The following is a 14,545-nucleotide window of genomic DNA, read 5'->3' as shown; positions in this document are numbered from 1 at the left end:
CGTCAGCCCTGACCGATCGCGGCCTTGGCCGCGGCGATGAACGCGGTGCCACCCTGGGCCGGGGTCTGGCGGCCGTACTGGACCTCCTCGGCGATCCGGATCAGCTCACTGCGCAGCTTGCTGTGCCCCTTGAGCGGTACGGACGGCGCCGAGCTGAAGGTCTTGCCCAGCTCGGTCTGCACCGCGATGGTCTGCTTCATGCTCGGGTCGGTGACGCTGTCGGCCACCAGCTGGCGCACCTCGAGGTTGGACGGCAGGCCCCGGTCGGTGCCCAGGATCTTGCCGGCCTCCGGGTCGTTGGCCAGGAAGTTCAGCACGTCCACGGCCTGCTCCTTGTGCGGGCTGCCGCGGAACACCGAGAAGTACATCGACGCGCGCGCCCACTGGGCCTTCTGGTCGCCGGGGTACGCCACCACGCCGAGCTCGTCCTTGGTGTTCTTCTTCAGTTCGGGCATCTGGTTGGCCCAGACCCACGAGGTCGCGGCCTTGCCGGTGACCACCAGCTGCTTGCTGATGTCGGTGGCGTTGCCCTCGTGGATGACGTCCGGGGTGGGGGTCGCGCCGCGGTCCCGGGCACCCTTCCAGAGGTCGAACCAGGCGGTGACGTCCTGCTCGGTGAAGCCGAGCTCCTTGCCCTTGTACAGGTCCTTGCCCTGCTGCCGGAGCCAGACCCAGAAGGCCTGGTAGACGGCACTGGCGTCCTGGGTGCCGGGCACCTTGGCGACCTTGGAGACGTTCTCCGCCCAGGCGATGTGGTCCTCCCAGCTCATCCCCGTGGTGGGGGAGGGCAGCTTGAACTTGTCCAGCAGGGTCTTGTTGAAGACCAGGCCCTGGGTGTTCTCGCCGAAGGCCACGCCGGCGAGCTTGCCGTCGACGATGCCGTAGTCCTTCAGACCGGGCGGGAACTTCGACAGGTCGAGCCGCCCGTCGCCCGCGTACGGCGTCAGGTCCAGGGTGACGTTGCGGCCGGCGTACTCGGCGATGAAGTTGTCGTCGATCTGGAACACGTCGGGGGCGTTGCCGCCGGCGGTGAGCGTGGCCAGCTTGTCGAAGTAGCCCTGGTTGGCCTGCCAGGTCTTCTTGAAGGTCACGTTCGGGTGTTTCTGGGTGTAGAGGTTGAGCGCCTTCTCGGTCAGCGTGGCGCGGTTCTCCGCGCCCCACCAGAAAAAGGACAGCTCGACGGGCTTGTTGGGGTCGCTGGACTCGTCGTCGCCGCCGCAGGCGGCGGCCCCGAGAGCCAGGGGTATGACCAGGGCCGCGGCGAGAAGCCGCCGTCGGGTCGCGGTACCGTGGCGGCGCGTGGTTCGCGCGTCCGTCGGCGGGGCTTTGTCCGGGTACATGGTGCTCACTCCTTGGCGTAGGAGGCGACAGCTTCGGGGGCGGCGGCTGCCGCGTTGCCCGGATCCGCATGGCTGTGCGGATCCGGGCCCGGTCCCGTCGAGTCGCGGATGACCAGTTCGGTCTGAAGGCTCGCATGGGCAGTGGTACGACGGTCGTCTCCGTGCGCGAGGAGCATGTCGACGGCCGCTCTTCCCGCGGCGGCGGCAGGTGTGGCCACCGTGGTCAGCTTGGGATGGATGAGGCGGCTCAGCGCGATGTCGTCGATGCCGACGACGCTGATGTCCGCCGGGACCCGCGCGCCCTGGGCGTGCAGGCCCTCGATGAGGCCGATGGCCATGAGGTCGTTGTAGGCGAGCACGGCGCTGACCCCGCTGCGCAGGACCTGCTCGGCGACGGCGGCGCCGCCGTGCTCGGTGGGTGGGTTGGGGCCGATGACGGTCAGCTCGGCACCGCCGGCGCGGGCGGCCAGCGCCGCCGAGCGCCGGATCTCCTTGCTGGTCCAGGAGCCGCGCGGCCCGGCGATCAGGCCGATCCGGCGGTGTCCGAGGCCGGCCAGGTGGTCGACGGCGAGCCCGGCGCCCTGGGCCACGTCCATCACGACGGTGGGCAGGCCGGTGATCTGCCGGTTGATCACGACCAGCGGCACCTCGCGGCTGAGCAGCTCGATCAGGCTGTTGCTCATCCGCGGGCTGCACAGCAGGATGCCGTCGACCTGCTTGGCCAGGGCGCGGACCAGGTCCTCCTCGACCGCGGCGTCCTCGTTGGAGTCCGCGACGAAGATGTGGTAGTCGCGCTGCCGGGCCTGGCTCTCGGCCGCCTTGATCAGCGGCGGGAAGAACGGGTTGGCGATGTCGGCCACGATCAGGCCGACGTTGTAGGTGCGCCCGGTGATCAGGGCCCGGGCGGCGCGGTTGGGCCGGTAGCCGAGCTGCTCGGCACAGGCCAGCACGCGGGTACGGGTGTCCGGGTTGACCAGGTGCGGCGCCGAGAACGTGCGGGAGACCGTGGAGATGTGGACTCCGGACTCCCGTGCGACGTCGCGAATCGTGGCTGGCACGCCGGCCCTTCCTTCGATGGGGTGCCCTGTGGTCGGGGTCACTCTGGGGGCCAATTAATGCAAACGGTTGTAGCTGTGTCAACGGCCTTTTGTTGCAGGTTCATGACGGCTGTCCGCATTGCATGTGCAGGTCACGGTCGCTAATTAGCATAAATACGGACGTAGCCGCCCTGAATTCTTGACGGCGAGCGATCGACGTGTTTAGTTCTGCTGCAAACGTTTGCAGTGAGGAGACGCGGTGGACGCACGACGGCGCTACGCACTCGTCGGTACCGGGGCCCGGGCCGAGATGTTCCTGCGGGCCCTGGCCGTCGACCACGCCGGCACGGCCGAGCTGGTCGCCCTGGCCGACGTCAACCCGAGCCGGATGGCGGCGCACAACCGCTGGCTGACCGGGCTGGGCGTACCGGCGGTGCCCACGTACCCGGCGGCGGAGTTCACCACCATGCTGGCCGCCGAACGCGTCGACGAGGTGCTGGTCACCAGCGTGGACCGGACTCACGCCGACTACGTGGTGGCCGCGCTGGAGGCCGGGTGCGACGTCATCACCGAGAAGCCGATGACGGTCGACGCCGAGGGCTGCCGGCGCATCCTGGACGCGGTCGAGCGCACCGGCAAGCGGGTCCAGGTGGCGTTCAACTACCGCTTCAACCCGCTGCACGAGGCCGTCCGCGAGGTGCTGGCCGCCGGCGAGATCGGCGAGATCGGGTCCGTGCACTTCGAATGGCTGCTCGACGTGCGGCACGGCGCCGACTACTTCCGGCGCTGGCACCGCGACAAGGCCAACTCCGGTGGCCTGCTCGTGCACAAGTCCGGCCACCACTTCGACCTGGTCAACTGGTGGCTCGGCGCCGAGCCGGCCCAGGTGTACGCCGACGGCCGGCTGTTCTTCTACGGCGAGTCCGGGCAGCGCCACGGCTACGCCCGCGACTACGAGCGCGCCCACGACGCCCCCGCCGCCGAGGGCGACCCGTTCGCCCTGCGTCTGCGGGACAACCCACGGCTGCGCGAGCTGTACCTCGACGCCGAGGCCGACGACGGCTACCGGCGCGACCAGAACGTCTTCGCGCCCGGCGTGACGATCGAGGACGACATGGCGGTGCTGGTGCGCTACGACACCGGCGCCACGATGACGTACCACCTGACCGCGTACGCGCCCTGGGAGGGCTACCGGCTGATGGTCAACGGCAGCCGGGGCCGCCTGGAGCTGGAGGTGGTCGAGAGCGATCACGTCAGCGCGGCGGGTGCGGGCGAGGTCAAGGGGGCCGCGATCCACGGCGTGACCGAGGCCGAGGAACAGGGCCGGGCCACGCTGACCCTGCGGCCGTTCTGGGCGCCGCCGCGTGAGCTGCCGTTGCCGGCGGGGTACTCGCGGTCGGGGCACGGCGGCGCCGACTCGCGGATGACCGACGTGCTCTTCGGCGCGGCCAAGGACCCGCTCGAGCGTTCCGCCACCGCCCGCGACGGCGCGCTCGCCCTGCTCACCGGTCTCGCCGCCAACCGCTCCATCGAGACCGGGGCCCCGGTCCGCGTGGCCGACCTGCTCGACCTGCCCTGACCTGCCCTGACCCGACCTGCCCTGAGCCGTCCCTTCCCGACGAGGTGTCCATGTCAGACCTGCTGTTCGCGGCCGAACCCCGCCAGCGCGACATCGCCCGTGAGCTCTACGCGCTCGTGGCCGACCTGCCGCTGATCTCGCCGCACGGCCACGTCGATCCCGGCCTGCTCGCCGAGGACGAACCGTTCCCCGACCCGGCCCGGCTGATCATCGTCCCGGACCACTACATCACCCGGATGCTGCTCAGCCAGGGCATCCCGCTCGCGCGACTCGGCGTGCCCAGCCGTACCGGTGACCCGGTCGAGACCGACCCCCGCGCGATCTGGCGGCTGCTCGCGGAGAACTGGCACCTGTTCCGCGGCACGCCGTCGCGGCTCTGGCTGGAACGCACCTTCGCCTCGGTCTTCGAGGTGACCACCCGGTTCGGCCCGGCGACCGGCGACGCGATCTACGACGAGATCGCCGCCAAGCTCGCCGAGCCCGCCTTCCGGCCCCGGGCGCTGTTCGAGAAGTTCGGCATCGAGGTGCTGGCCACCACGGAGTCGCCGCTGGACGAGCTGACCCGGCACGCCAAGCTCGAAGCCGACGGCTGGGGTGGCCCCGGCGGCCGGGTGATCACCACGTTCCGCCCGGACGACGTGGTGGACATGGAGTTCGAGGGCTGGGCCGAGCGGATCGCCCGGTTGGGTGAGCTGACCGGCGACGACACCACGACCTACCGGGGCTACCTGGCCGCGCTGTGGTCCCGGCGGCAGGCGTTCAAGGCTGCCGGCGCGACCTCCTCCGACCACGGGCACCCCACCGCCCGTACGGTGCAACTGCCCGCCGCCGAAGCCGCCCGCCTGTACGAACGCGGCCTGCGCGGGCGCGCCTCGGCGGCCGACGCCGAGGAGTTCCGCGCGCACATGCTGGTCGAGTTCGCCCGGATGTCGATCGAGGACGGGCTGGTCATGCAGCTGCACCCCGGTGCCGTCCGCAACCACAACAAGAGCCTGCACACCGGGCACGGCCGCGACGTCGGCGGCGACATCCCGCAGGCCACGGACTTCGTGCACGCCCTGACGCCGCTGCTCGACGCGTACGGCAACGACCCGCGGCTGCGGGTGGTGCTCTTCACCCTCGACGAGGACACCTTCACCCGGGAGCTGGCCCCACTCGCCGGTGGATATGCCGCGCTCTACCTCGGCGCGCCCTGGTGGTTCCTCGACTCGCCGGACGGGCTGCGCCGGTTCCGTGACGCGGTCACCGAGACCGCCGGCTTCTACAACACCGCGGGCTTCACCGACGACACCCGGGCCTTCTGCTCGATCCCGGTCCGGCACGAGGTCGCCCGGCGGGCCGACGCGGCGTACCTGGCCCGGCTGGTCGCCGAGGAGCGGCTGCCCCTCGACGAGGCCGCCGAGACCATCGCCGACCTCGCGTACCACCTGCCGAAGAAGGTGTTCCGGCTGTGACCAGGATCGTCGAGGTCGACGTGCACGACGTCCGGTTCCCGACGTCGAGGACCGGCGACGGCTCCGATGCCATCAACCGCGGCGACTACTCGGCCACGTACGTGGAGCTGCGCACCGACGGGCCGCATGTCGGCGCCGGCTTCACCTTCACCAACGGCCGCGGCAATGAGCTGACCTGCGCGGCGGTCCGGGCACTGAGCCACCACGTGGTCGGGCGGACGCTGAGCGAACTGGCCGCCGGCCCGGCCGCGTTCGTCCGGAGTCTGACCGCGGACCCGCAGCTGCGCTGGCTCGGCCCGGAGAAGGGCGTCATCCAGCTGGCCACCGGGGCGCTGGTCAACGCGGTGTGGGACCTGCGGGCCAAGTCCGCCGGGGCGCCGCTGTGGCAGCTGCTCGCCGAGATGTCGACCGAGGAGCTCGTCGCCTGCGTCGACTTCCACCACATCAGCGACGCGCTGACCCCGGCCGAGGCGGCGGCGATCCTCGACAAGGGCCGGGTGGGCCTGTCCGAGCGCCTCGCTGACGTGGCCCGTGACGGCTTCCCGTCGTACACGACCTCGGTGGGCTGGCTGGGCTACCCGGACGACAAGGTGCGGGCGCTGGCCCGGACGGCGTACGACGAGGGCTGGCGGGCCATGAAGATGAAGGTCGGCGGTGACCTCGACGACGACGTCCGGCGCGCGGGCATCATCCGCGAGGAGATCGGTCCCGACGCGCTGCTGATGATGGACGCCAACCAGGTGTGGGACGTCGACGAGGCGATCGTCGCGATGACCCGGCTCGCCGCGTTCGGCCCGTACTGGATCGAGGAGCCGACGCACGCCGACGACGTGCTCGGCCACGCCCGGATCCGGCGCGCCGTCGACGAGCTCACCGGCGGCGCCTGCCGGGTGGCGACCGGTGAGGTCGCCGCCAACCGGGTGATCTTCAAGCAGCTGCTCCAGGCCCAGGCGATCGGCGTCATGCAGGTCGACGCGTGCCGGGTGGCCGGCGTCAACGAGGTGCTGGCCGAACTGCTGCTGGCGGCCAAGTTCGGCATCCCGGTCTGCCCGCACGCGGGCGGGGTCGGGCTGTGCGAGCTGGTCCAGCACGTGGCGATCTTCGACTACCTGCGGGTCGGCACGGCTCTGGAGGGCCGCATGATCGAGTACGTGGACCACCTGCACGAGCACTTCGAGGACCCGGTACGCACCCGCGAGGGCCGCTACCTGCTGCCGGACCAGCCCGGTTACAGCGCCACCATGCGTCCCGCCTCGATCGCGGAGTTCTCCTTCCCTGACGGACCGGCATGGCGGTGACCACCACGCCGCTGCTGGGGCTGAGCTCCCTGAGCCGGCTGCCGGCGCGCAGCCATCCGCTGGTGCGCCCCGGCGACGTCCGGGCCGGGATCGTGCACCTCGGGCTCGGCGCCTTCCACCGGGCGCACCAGGCGGTCTACACCGAGGAGGCGATCGCCGCGGCCGGCGGTGACTGGGGCATCATCGGCGTGGCGCCGCGCTCCGCGCAGATCGTCGCCGACCTCTGGGCCCAGGACCGGCTGTTCAGCGTGACCACGATGTCCGGCGAGGGCGCCGGCACCCGGGTGGTCGGCTCCCTGGCGGGGGTCCGGCATGCGGCGGCGGATCCCGGCGCGGTGGTCGCCCTGCTGGCCGATCCAACGGTACGGGTGGTGACGCTGACCATCACCGAGAAGGGCTACCGGCTCGACCCGTCGACCGGCCGGCTCACCGTCGACGCGGACCTGCGGGCCGACCTGAGCACCGACCGGGCGCCGGTGACGATCCCCGGACTGCTGCTGCGCGGCCTGCTCGCCCGCTGCCGCGCCGACGCCGGTCCGATCGCGGTGCTCAGCTGCGACAACCTGCCCTCGAACGGGCGCCGGGTGCGCAGCCTGGTGGAACAGGCCCGGGAGCTCGTGCCGGGGGACTCGACGGGCTTCGGTGAGTGGCTGGGCGCGAGCGTGACGTTCCCCGGGTCCATGGTGGACCGGATCGTGCCCGCGAGCACGCCGGCGACGCTGGAGCTGGCGGCGGCCGCGCTCGGTGCGCGGGATCTGGCGGCGGTGCACGGGGAGCCGTACCGGCAGTGGGTGATCGAGGACCGTTTCCCCGGTGGGCGGCCCGCCTGGGAGCTCGCCGGTGCGGTGCTGACCGACGATGCCGGACCGTGGGAACGGCTCAAGCTGCGTACGCTCAACGGGGTGCACTCGGCTGTCGCGTACCTCGGGGCGCTGGCCGGGCGCGAGACCATCGCGGCCGCCCTGGAGATCCCCGGGATGCGCGCCGCGATGACCCGCTTCGTCGCGGAGGACGTGGCGGGCAGCCTCGATCCGCCGCCCGGTGTCTCGGTCGTCGGTTACGGCGCCTCGGTGCTGGACCGGTTCGCGGACCCGGCCATCGCGCACCGCACCCGCCAGGTGGCGATGGACGGCACGCAGAAGCTGCCGCAGCGCGTGCTGCACACGATCATCGACCGGCGCGCGGCCGGAGCGTCACCCCGCTGGGCGGCCCTGGTCGTCGCGGCGTGGATGCGCTACGTGCAGGGCACGGCGGACGACGGGCAGGCGCTGCCGCTCGACGACCCGCTGGCGGACCGGATCCGCGAACGGCTGGCCGCCGCGCAGTCCACCCCGGCGGGCGTGGCGGAGGCGCTGTTCGGGCTGGACACGGTGTTCCCGGCCGCGCTGGCCACCGACGAGACGGTACGGGCGCTGGTCGTCGAATGGCTGACCGCGCTGGACAAACACGGTGTCGAGGCAACTTTGGCAGGTGCGGCATGACGGCGACAGTGGCGTTGATCGGCGCGAACGGGCACGGGCGGTCGCACCGGCGGCGGATCGCCGAACTGGAGCGGACGGGGTCGGTGCGGTTGGTGGCGCTGGCCGACGTACAGGCGATAGACCCGGAGCCGCCGGTCCCACCCGGCGTGGCAGTCTTCAACGACCACCGCGAGCTGCTCGCGGCCGCCACCCCCGACGTCGTGGTGATCTGCACGCCGCCGCACACCCACCTGCCGATCGCCCTGGACGCCCTGGCGGCGGGCTGCGACCTGCTGCTGGAGAAGCCGCCGGTGCCGACGGTCGAGGCGCACGCGACCCTGCAGGCGGCGGTGCTGTCCTCGGGCCGGTCGTGCCAGGTCGGCTTCCAGGCGCTCGGCTCGCTGGCCGCCCAGACCTTGTTCGACGCGGTGCACGCGGGCCGCCTCGGCGCCATCGAGTGCGTGGCCACGGTCGCGTCGTGGCGGCGCGACGACGCCTACTACGCCCGCGCCCCGTGGTCCGGCCGCCGGGTGGTCGACGGCCGCCCGGTGCTCGACGGTGCACTGGTCAACCCGCTGGCCCACGCGGTCATGCAGAGCCTCGCGGTGGCGGCCGCGGCGGGCGCGGGCGAGCCGGTGCTGCTGGAGGCCGAGCGGTACCGCACCCGCGACATAGAGGTGGACGACACGGCGTTCGCCCGGATCACCTTCCGCGGCGGGCTGCGGATGATGGCGGCGGTGACGCTGGCGGGGGAGGACTTCATCGCCGGCGACGTGATCGTGACGGGATCGGCGGGCCGCTCCACCCTGGAGTATCCGACCGACCGCCTGGACCTGCCCGGGATCACCGCGCCGGCCGGCCGGATCGACCTGCTGGAGAACCTGGTGGCGCACCGGCGGGACCGGGCCGGGGTCGCGCTGGTCGCCCCGCTGGAACGGACGGCGGCGTTCACCGCGGTGGTGCAGGCGCTGACCGGGCCGGGGGCGGCCCCGCCGACGTTGATCGACGACACGTTCGTGGAGGCGGTGGGCTCCGGGCCGGAACGGGTGCAGGTGATTCCGGGCATCAACGCGGTGCTGCGGGAGGCGGCGGAGACGCTCAAGCTGCCGTCGGAGTCGGGGGTGGCCTGGGCAGTGCCGGCGTACGCGGTGGACGTGGCTCGTTACCTGTGACGTAATCGCCTGGCGTCGGGTGCCGGGCCAGGCTGGCGGCATGACTGCTTACGCGATAGCTCATCTGCGCCCGACCACCGTCAACGAGGACGTGCTGCGTTACCTGGAAGCCATCCAGGAAACCATGGATCCGTACGGCGGCCGCTTCCTCGTGCACGGGGCAGAGGTCGAGGTCATGGAGGGCAGCTGGCCGGGCACCGTGGTCATCATCGAGTTCCCCGACCTGGCCGCGATCCGGGCCTGGTACGCGTCGGCGGCGTACCAGAGCATCCTGGAGCTGCGCACGGACAACATCCCCGGCGACGTGATCCTCGTCGACGGTGTGGGCCGGGACTACCACCCCCGGATGACCGCCGCGAAGCTGCGCGACGCCCTTCTGTCGGATGTCCGATAGGGAGATTTGCTGCTCAGTCAGGTGATCTTCGACCGGATCGCCGGTGCGGACGTATCAGGTGATGGCCCCGGCACCCCCGGTGGCCTTCCGGGTACGACGGTCACCGCTGAGAGGGCGTGCGCATCGTGAGAAGGGCAGTCGACGTCGAGGACCCCGCCGCGCCGGACGGTCAGCGGCCCGCTCGTGGGGGAGCCGCGCCGGCCAGCACCGCCATCGCCGGGGTGGTCGCCACGGCCGCGGGCGCGACGGCGATCCCGCAGCTGCTGGGCGTGTTCGCCAACGTCGCCCAGGTCGCCACCCTGGCCCGTAGCGACCTGCTCTTCGTCGTCAACATCGTGATCGTCGTGCTCGGCCTGATCGCCCTGTTCGGCCCCGGGCAGGCGAAGTACCGCGAATCCGCCGCCCGGGTGATAGCCGCGGCGTGCGCGGTCATCGTCTGCGGCACGCTCGCCGGCATCGGCCTCGCCGACCGGCTGAAGAGCGAACCCGCGTCGGCCGAAGCAGCCGCGCCGGGCCCGTCCCAGTCCGGCCCGTCGGCGAACCGGTCGGTCGCCGCCACCCCGGGCAAGAAGGTGAAGCCCACAGCGACCGCGACCGTCGACCCCGTGGTCATACCCGGAGCACCGCAGGAACAGCCGGCGGCGCGGGAGGTCACCTCCAGGCCCACGTCCCGGCCCTCGACAAAAGCCCCGGTCAAGAAGGCGGCGGTGTCCGCGTCGATGAGCTGCACACCGTCGTCGTGCGAGACCTCGGAGAAGATCATGGCGCTGGGTGGTGCGTTCAGCGGTGTCCTGGCCGCCGGACACCAGCTGATGCTGTTCGTCCAGGCGCCGGACGGGCGGCACTACCCGGGCTCGAAGGGCCTGGTGAGCGGCAGCCGATGGTCCGGCAAGGTCCACGTGGGCAGCGACAACGGCCAGGAGGCGAGCTTCACCTACGCCGCCTGCCTGTACGACATCAACCAGACCTTCGCGGCCGACCTCGACTCCCGCAGCGACACCGAACTGAACGCCGGCCTGACCAGAATCCCCACCTCGGGCACGGCGGTGGCGCTGGCCTGCGAACAGTTGCGGTGGAACCGGCCCTGACCGATAGTCCTGGCGTGGACTTTCCGCTGCGGGAGCTGGCACCCGCCCTGACCGCCCGGGCCGGGACCTGGGAGCGGCTCGGACTGGCCTGGACCATCGGGCCGGTGCTGCCGAACTGGGGCAAGGCCGTGGTGAAGGCTGAGTTCGAGTCGGCTGAGCTGGTCGGTGACCTCATGATCTGGGTCAGCGGCGAGGCGGAGCTCAGCACGATCCGGCTCACCGACGACCGCATGGTCAACAAGCACTACGACCTGACCGCGCTCGACGACCTCGAGGTCATGCTCGACGAACTGGTGCTCCTCCTGACCGACGGCACCGCTCCGGCCGCCGCGGTCGTCGCCCGATATCCGGGACACCCGGCCTGAGGCCGCCGGAAAATCAGCGGCTGCGCTTCAGAGCGCCGGATAGGTGGGAACTGCATCGGGACATCGTCGTTGGACGGGTATGCCGCCGACCCGCCGCAGGACCGCTGATCCGCAGCGCTTTGTTGCAACTCCGCAGCGCGGATGTGCCCCGGAGGCAGCTGCCGTCGGTCAGCCGTCCGACCGGGCCGCGGCCAAGGGAATGCCTGACTGGCCGCAGTGGGGGCTCGCTCTGGCGGCGATCCTCTCGGCATTGACGGTCGGCGCCGGACTGGCCTTCAGCTTCGGCAGGCGAGTGACCAGCAGCGGGTCGTCGAGCGGGGGCAGGAGACCGACTGCTTCGGCAAGGCTGTCGACCAGCTCGGGTCGGACGCGCAGGACGTGCGGTTCGGAGGCATCTACGCCCTCGAGAGTCTGATGCACGATGCGCCGGGCAAGGAGCGCGCCGTCATCGCCGTCCTGGGCGCGTATGTCCGCGTGCACGCGAAGACCATCACTGAGGAAGGGATCGCCCCGGCGGCCCGGCAGGCGACGAACGTGCAAGCTGCCATCGATGTGCTGATGCGACGGCCCCATCCCGGCGCGGCTGTGGATCTCTCTCGGGCCGAGCTCTCCGGCACTGACTTTCGCGGTGCAACGCTCGGGAACGTCGATCTGGCTCGGGCTGAGCTCGGCCGCGCGGACCTCCGCGGCGCTGACGTCAGCAAGGCGAGGAACCTGACCACCGGGCAGATCCGGTGTGCCCTGGTGGATCAGAAGACCACGCTGCCCAGCGGCGTTGAGCGGCCGGATACGCATTCGGTCTGTCGGTAGCGCTACGGCCGGGTCGGCTCGTCGCGGGCCAGGGCGCCGAAGGCCGGGCCGGCGGTCAGGGCTCCGGCCGCGATCGCGGCGAACCAGAGCCAGAACCCGTCCGCGACCGTGCCGAGGGCCAGCCACACCAGGCCTCCGGTCAGGAGCCCGGCCGGCACCGCGGCGGTGAGCGCGATCGCAAGGCCGGGCGGCGTCCGCGCGACGCCCGCGATGAGTGGCAGCATCGGGACGAGCAGACCGAAGAGCCAGCCCCGGGACAGGTCGCCGTTCACGATGGCGGCCTTGCCCAGCGACAACGCCGCGGCGAGGGCGACGGCGACGACCGTCTGCACCGCCACGAACGCCGCCCCGCGCCGGACAGCCGGGCCGTCGGCGTCGTAGGTGCCCAGGCCCAGCCACAGAGAGATCAGCGGCCAGACCTCGCCGGCCGCCCTGCGGTTGGGACCCGGCGTCATGCCGTGATCTGCTCCCGGGTCAGCGCCCCGTCGGCCACCAGGATGGTCAGGTTTCGGGAGAGCGGCGCGTCCGGCGTCACCGTGACTGTTTTTTCGAAGGCCAGGGCCGCGCACACCCCGTTGTAGCCACCCGCGCCCGTGCGGACGAACCAGCGGTCGTCGTCGCTGAGGCCGCGGAAGACCAGCGTGTACGGGCCCGGGCCGGTCAGCGCCACCCACGGCTCGTCGCTGCCGTTGACTGATTCCTCGCCCGTCCGGGACGCCGTGAAGGTTGTGGTCGGGCCGGGGGTTGCGCGCCAGAAGAAGCCGCCGTAGCCGGCGCCTCCGGGGCGGCCGTTGGTGGCCGGGCTGCCCAGGGTCACCGGCTGGATCGTGCTCAGCTCGTACGAGAAGGAGAGCTCCCAGCCCAGCGGGACCGCCCGGGCCGCCACCGTCCGGGTTTCGGTCAGCAGGGTCTCGTCCTGCGTGCCCAGCCAGAGCAGCCGCTCGCTGAAGCTGTCGGCCGCCCGCGCCAGCCATTGGGCGTGGATGATCCGGCCGTGGTCGTCGAGCCAGGTGTAGCCCTGGTCGCGTACGTAGGTGCGGCCGCCCCACAGGTTGACGCCGTTGACGTCCTGCATCGCGACCGAGACGCCCAGGTGCCATTGGTGGTCCTCCGGCAGGACGTCCGTCACCGGCACGCCGGCCAGTGTGCGCACCGGGTGCAGGTACGGCCGCGGGCCGTTCAGCGCGTCGACCTCCGGCTCCGGGACGTACTCGGCGACATCGACGTCTCCCACTGCCAGGCGCATGCCCCGGACGTTACCTCAGGCCGGGAACAGCAGGTCCAGGTGGGCGTCGAGGGCCTGCAGGGCCCGCTGGGCCGTGTACTGGCCGCCGAGCACGTAGATGCCCAGCCCCTCCATCAGGGCCAGCAGGCTCGCCGCGGCGCCGACCGGGTCCGGGACCTTCAGCATGCTTGCCACGAAGTCGACCATCTGGGCGGTGTCGTCGTGCAGTTCGGCCGCCGCGGCCGGGCGGACCGCCGTGTACGCCAGGAAAGCCAGCGCCACCCGCCCGTTGTCGCGGCTCTCGTCGTCCAGCGGCAGCAGTGCCGCGATCATCGTGCGCAGCAGCAGCCGGGGTGGCGGGTCGGCGCCCAGCCCGGCCAGCGCCTCGGTGACCTTGCGCTGGCTGCGTTCGCGGACGACCGTCAGCGCGAAGGACATCATCTCGTCGCGGCTGCTGAAGTAGTGCTGCACCATCCCGGCCGACACGCCCGCCTGGGCCGCCACGTGGCGCAGGCTCACCGATTCGAGGCCCTGGTCCGCGGCCACGCGCATCAGGGCGTCGGCGATCAGCCGGCGCCGTTCCTCCGGATCAACCTTCTTGGGCATGGCGCATGGTCGCATGCTCGGCGCCGGTCGCCTGCCGGCAGGCCCGTACGAAACCGTCGGGGTCGTCGACGTAGATCCGGAGCTCGTCGGCGGGCTCGGACGGGCCCTTGGGCAGGGGGTAGCTCACCGGGTGGCGCAGCTTGATGTCGACGGCGGTCTGGCTGCCGGTCGGCAGGTTGAGCACCGTACGGTCGCCGTGCGGCTCGATCTGCACCGACTTGCTCGACGGCAACGTGCGGTAGGCCTTGCTGACCGTGTCGACGTCGGTCCACGCCACGGTGAGGTCGTGCGCCGCGCCCATCCGCACCCGGATCCCGGCGGGGCCCACGATGTGCGGGTTGATCTTCAGGCTGGCGAACAGGCCGATCATCCACAGCAGACCCCAGACGCTGATCGCCAGCATGATCCAGCGGGCCGGCTCCCAGGGCACCACCTTGCGGATGATCAGGTCGAGGATCGGGATCTCGACCACCGAGAGGCCGATGAAGACGCCGAGGATCGGGGTGACCATGCCCAGGTAGCTGAACGCCTGGTCGCCCGGGGCCGGGGTCACGGGCTTGCGGCGGGCCCACAGATACATGCTGCGCCACATAGCCGCCTCTGTGGTGGCGGCCCGGTGGAGGAGCGGGAGAACCTGCATGACCCCAGGCTACTCGTTTTGCAATACGACTGCAATATAAAAGCGGCCGGGAAGAGGCCGGCCCTGGGTGGGACCGG

The 14,545-nt window shown here is 71.7% G+C and carries 15 protein-coding genes; 9 read left to right on the top strand and 6 right to left on the bottom strand.

The genetic code is table 11. The features are described from left to right. Window positions 1-2: 2 nt before the first annotated feature. Both ACQP2Y_RS29310 and ACQP2Y_RS29305 read right to left on the bottom strand, forming a co-directional pair. Window positions 3-1,340, bottom strand: coding sequence for an ABC transporter substrate-binding protein (locus ACQP2Y_RS29310; RefSeq protein ID WP_433718302.1), 1,338 nt, complete (start codon window positions 1,338-1,340; stop codon window positions 3-5). 5 nt (window positions 1,341-1,345) lie between these two features. After that, window positions 1,346-2,398 (bottom strand): LacI family DNA-binding transcriptional regulator, encoded by a 1,053-nt coding sequence (locus tag ACQP2Y_RS29305; protein WP_360821324.1) that lies wholly within the window; start codon window positions 2,396-2,398, stop codon window positions 1,346-1,348. Between the two features lie 289 nt (window positions 2,399-2,687). On the opposite strand from ACQP2Y_RS29305, the gene ACQP2Y_RS29300 reads away from it, so the two are divergent. The 9 genes from ACQP2Y_RS29300 to ACQP2Y_RS29260 all read left to right on the top strand — a co-directional run bounded on the left by ACQP2Y_RS29300 (window position 2,688) and on the right by ACQP2Y_RS29260 (window position 11,997). Next, the gene (locus ACQP2Y_RS29300) at window positions 2,688-3,956 is read left to right on the top strand and encodes a Gfo/Idh/MocA family protein (RefSeq protein WP_433732110.1); all 1,269 of its coding nucleotides are present in this window, start codon (window positions 2,688-2,690) and stop codon (window positions 3,954-3,956) included. A gap of 50 nt (window positions 3,957-4,006) precedes the next feature. Beyond that, window positions 4,007-5,410 carry a glucuronate isomerase gene (gene uxaC, locus ACQP2Y_RS29295; protein ID WP_433718300.1) on the top strand — a complete coding sequence of 468 codons (1,404 nt, stop codon included), beginning with the start codon at window positions 4,007-4,009 and terminating at the stop codon, window positions 5,408-5,410. Further along, window positions 5,407-6,708 carry an enolase C-terminal domain-like protein gene (locus ACQP2Y_RS29290; protein WP_433718298.1) on the top strand — a complete coding sequence of 434 codons (1,302 nt, stop codon included), beginning with the start codon at window positions 5,407-5,409 and terminating at the stop codon, window positions 6,706-6,708. The genes uxaC and ACQP2Y_RS29290 overlap by 4 nt, the downstream gene beginning before the upstream one ends. Continuing rightward, window positions 6,699-8,189: a mannitol dehydrogenase family protein gene (locus tag ACQP2Y_RS29285; RefSeq protein ID WP_433718296.1), complete on the top strand. Its 1,491-nt coding sequence runs from the start codon at window positions 6,699-6,701 to the stop codon at window positions 8,187-8,189. Before ACQP2Y_RS29290 ends, ACQP2Y_RS29285 begins: the two co-directional genes overlap by 10 nt. Then, window positions 8,186-9,340, top strand: coding sequence for a Gfo/Idh/MocA family protein (locus tag ACQP2Y_RS29280; RefSeq protein WP_433718295.1), 1,155 nt, complete (start codon window positions 8,186-8,188; stop codon window positions 9,338-9,340). The genes ACQP2Y_RS29285 and ACQP2Y_RS29280 overlap by 4 nt, the downstream gene beginning before the upstream one ends. Window positions 9,341-9,380: 40 nt before the next feature. Next, entirely contained in the window at window positions 9,381-9,734 is a 354-nt protein-coding gene (locus ACQP2Y_RS29275; protein ID WP_433718294.1) for a DUF1330 domain-containing protein, read from the top strand. 125 nt (window positions 9,735-9,859) lie between these two features. Beyond that, the gene (locus ACQP2Y_RS29270; RefSeq protein WP_433718293.1) at window positions 9,860-10,822 is read left to right on the top strand and encodes a hypothetical protein; all 963 of its coding nucleotides are present in this window, start codon (window positions 9,860-9,862) and stop codon (window positions 10,820-10,822) included. Window positions 10,823-10,836: 14 nt separating this feature from the next. Continuing rightward, window positions 10,837-11,187: a hypothetical protein gene (locus tag ACQP2Y_RS29265; protein WP_433718291.1), complete on the top strand. Its 351-nt coding sequence runs from the start codon at window positions 10,837-10,839 to the stop codon at window positions 11,185-11,187. A 414-nt stretch (window positions 11,188-11,601) separates the two neighbouring features. Next, window positions 11,602-11,997, top strand: a complete 396-nt coding sequence (locus ACQP2Y_RS29260; RefSeq protein WP_433732108.1) for a pentapeptide repeat-containing protein — start codon at window positions 11,602-11,604, stop codon at window positions 11,995-11,997. A 2-nt stretch (window positions 11,998-11,999) separates the two neighbouring features. On the opposite strand, the gene ACQP2Y_RS29255 is transcribed toward ACQP2Y_RS29260, so the two are convergent. Genes ACQP2Y_RS29255 through ACQP2Y_RS29240 form a run of 4 tightly spaced genes read right to left on the bottom strand, consistent with a single transcriptional unit; the run spans window position 12,000 to window position 14,468 of the window. Beyond that, a complete protein-coding gene (locus tag ACQP2Y_RS29255) occupies window positions 12,000-12,452 on the bottom strand; it encodes a hypothetical protein (RefSeq protein ID WP_433718290.1) in 453 nt (150 codons plus the stop codon). After that, on the bottom strand, window positions 12,449-13,243 hold the full coding sequence (locus tag ACQP2Y_RS29250; protein ID WP_433718289.1) for a PmoA family protein: 795 nt from the start codon (window positions 13,241-13,243) through the stop codon (window positions 12,449-12,451). The genes ACQP2Y_RS29255 and ACQP2Y_RS29250 overlap by 4 nt, the downstream gene beginning before the upstream one ends. Before the next feature lie 15 nt (window positions 13,244-13,258). Beyond that, on the bottom strand, window positions 13,259-13,828 hold the full coding sequence (locus ACQP2Y_RS29245) for a TetR/AcrR family transcriptional regulator (RefSeq protein ID WP_433718288.1): 570 nt from the start codon (window positions 13,826-13,828) through the stop codon (window positions 13,259-13,261). Then, complete coding sequence (locus ACQP2Y_RS29240) at window positions 13,812-14,468, bottom strand: PH domain-containing protein (protein ID WP_433718287.1); 657 nt, start codon at window positions 14,466-14,468, stop codon at window positions 13,812-13,814. The genes ACQP2Y_RS29245 and ACQP2Y_RS29240 overlap by 17 nt, the downstream gene beginning before the upstream one ends. Between the last annotated feature and the right edge of the window lie 77 nt (window positions 14,469-14,545).

Source organism: Actinoplanes sp. CA-051413 (assembly GCF_050955795.1).
Lineage (GTDB): Bacteria > Actinomycetota > Actinomycetes > Mycobacteriales > Micromonosporaceae > Actinoplanes.
The sequence above is the reverse complement of the archived record's forward strand: the minus strand, read 5'-3'. Positions and strand labels throughout refer to the sequence as shown.

What these genes read in the sequence shown, in the direction of transcription:
- ACQP2Y_RS29310 (WP_433718302.1), bottom strand. Translation starts at nt 1,340, where the DNA reads ATGTACCCGGACAAAGCCCCGCCGACGGACGCGCGAACCACGCGCCGC.
- ACQP2Y_RS29300 (WP_433732110.1), top strand. Translation starts at nt 2,688, where the DNA reads ATGTTCCTGCGGGCCCTGGCCGTCGACCACGCCGGCACGGCCGAGCTG.
- uxaC (WP_433718300.1), top strand. Translation starts at nt 4,007, where the DNA reads ATGTCAGACCTGCTGTTCGCGGCCGAACCCCGCCAGCGCGACATCGCC.
- ACQP2Y_RS29285 (WP_433718296.1), top strand. Translation starts at nt 6,699, where the DNA reads ATGGCGGTGACCACCACGCCGCTGCTGGGGCTGAGCTCCCTGAGCCGG.
- ACQP2Y_RS29280 (WP_433718295.1), top strand. Translation starts at nt 8,186, where the DNA reads ATGACGGCGACAGTGGCGTTGATCGGCGCGAACGGGCACGGGCGGTCG.
- ACQP2Y_RS29275 (WP_433718294.1), top strand. Translation starts at nt 9,381, where the DNA reads ATGACTGCTTACGCGATAGCTCATCTGCGCCCGACCACCGTCAACGAG.
- ACQP2Y_RS29260 (WP_433732108.1), top strand. Translation starts at nt 11,602, where the DNA reads ATGCACGATGCGCCGGGCAAGGAGCGCGCCGTCATCGCCGTCCTGGGC.
- ACQP2Y_RS29255 (WP_433718290.1), bottom strand. Translation starts at nt 12,452, where the DNA reads ATGACGCCGGGTCCCAACCGCAGGGCGGCCGGCGAGGTCTGGCCGCTG.
- ACQP2Y_RS29250 (WP_433718289.1), bottom strand. Translation starts at nt 13,243, where the DNA reads ATGCGCCTGGCAGTGGGAGACGTCGATGTCGCCGAGTACGTCCCGGAG.
- ACQP2Y_RS29245 (WP_433718288.1), bottom strand. Translation starts at nt 13,828, where the DNA reads ATGCCCAAGAAGGTTGATCCGGAGGAACGGCGCCGGCTGATCGCCGAC.
- ACQP2Y_RS29240 (WP_433718287.1), bottom strand. Translation starts at nt 14,468, where the DNA reads ATGCAGGTTCTCCCGCTCCTCCACCGGGCCGCCACCACAGAGGCGGCT.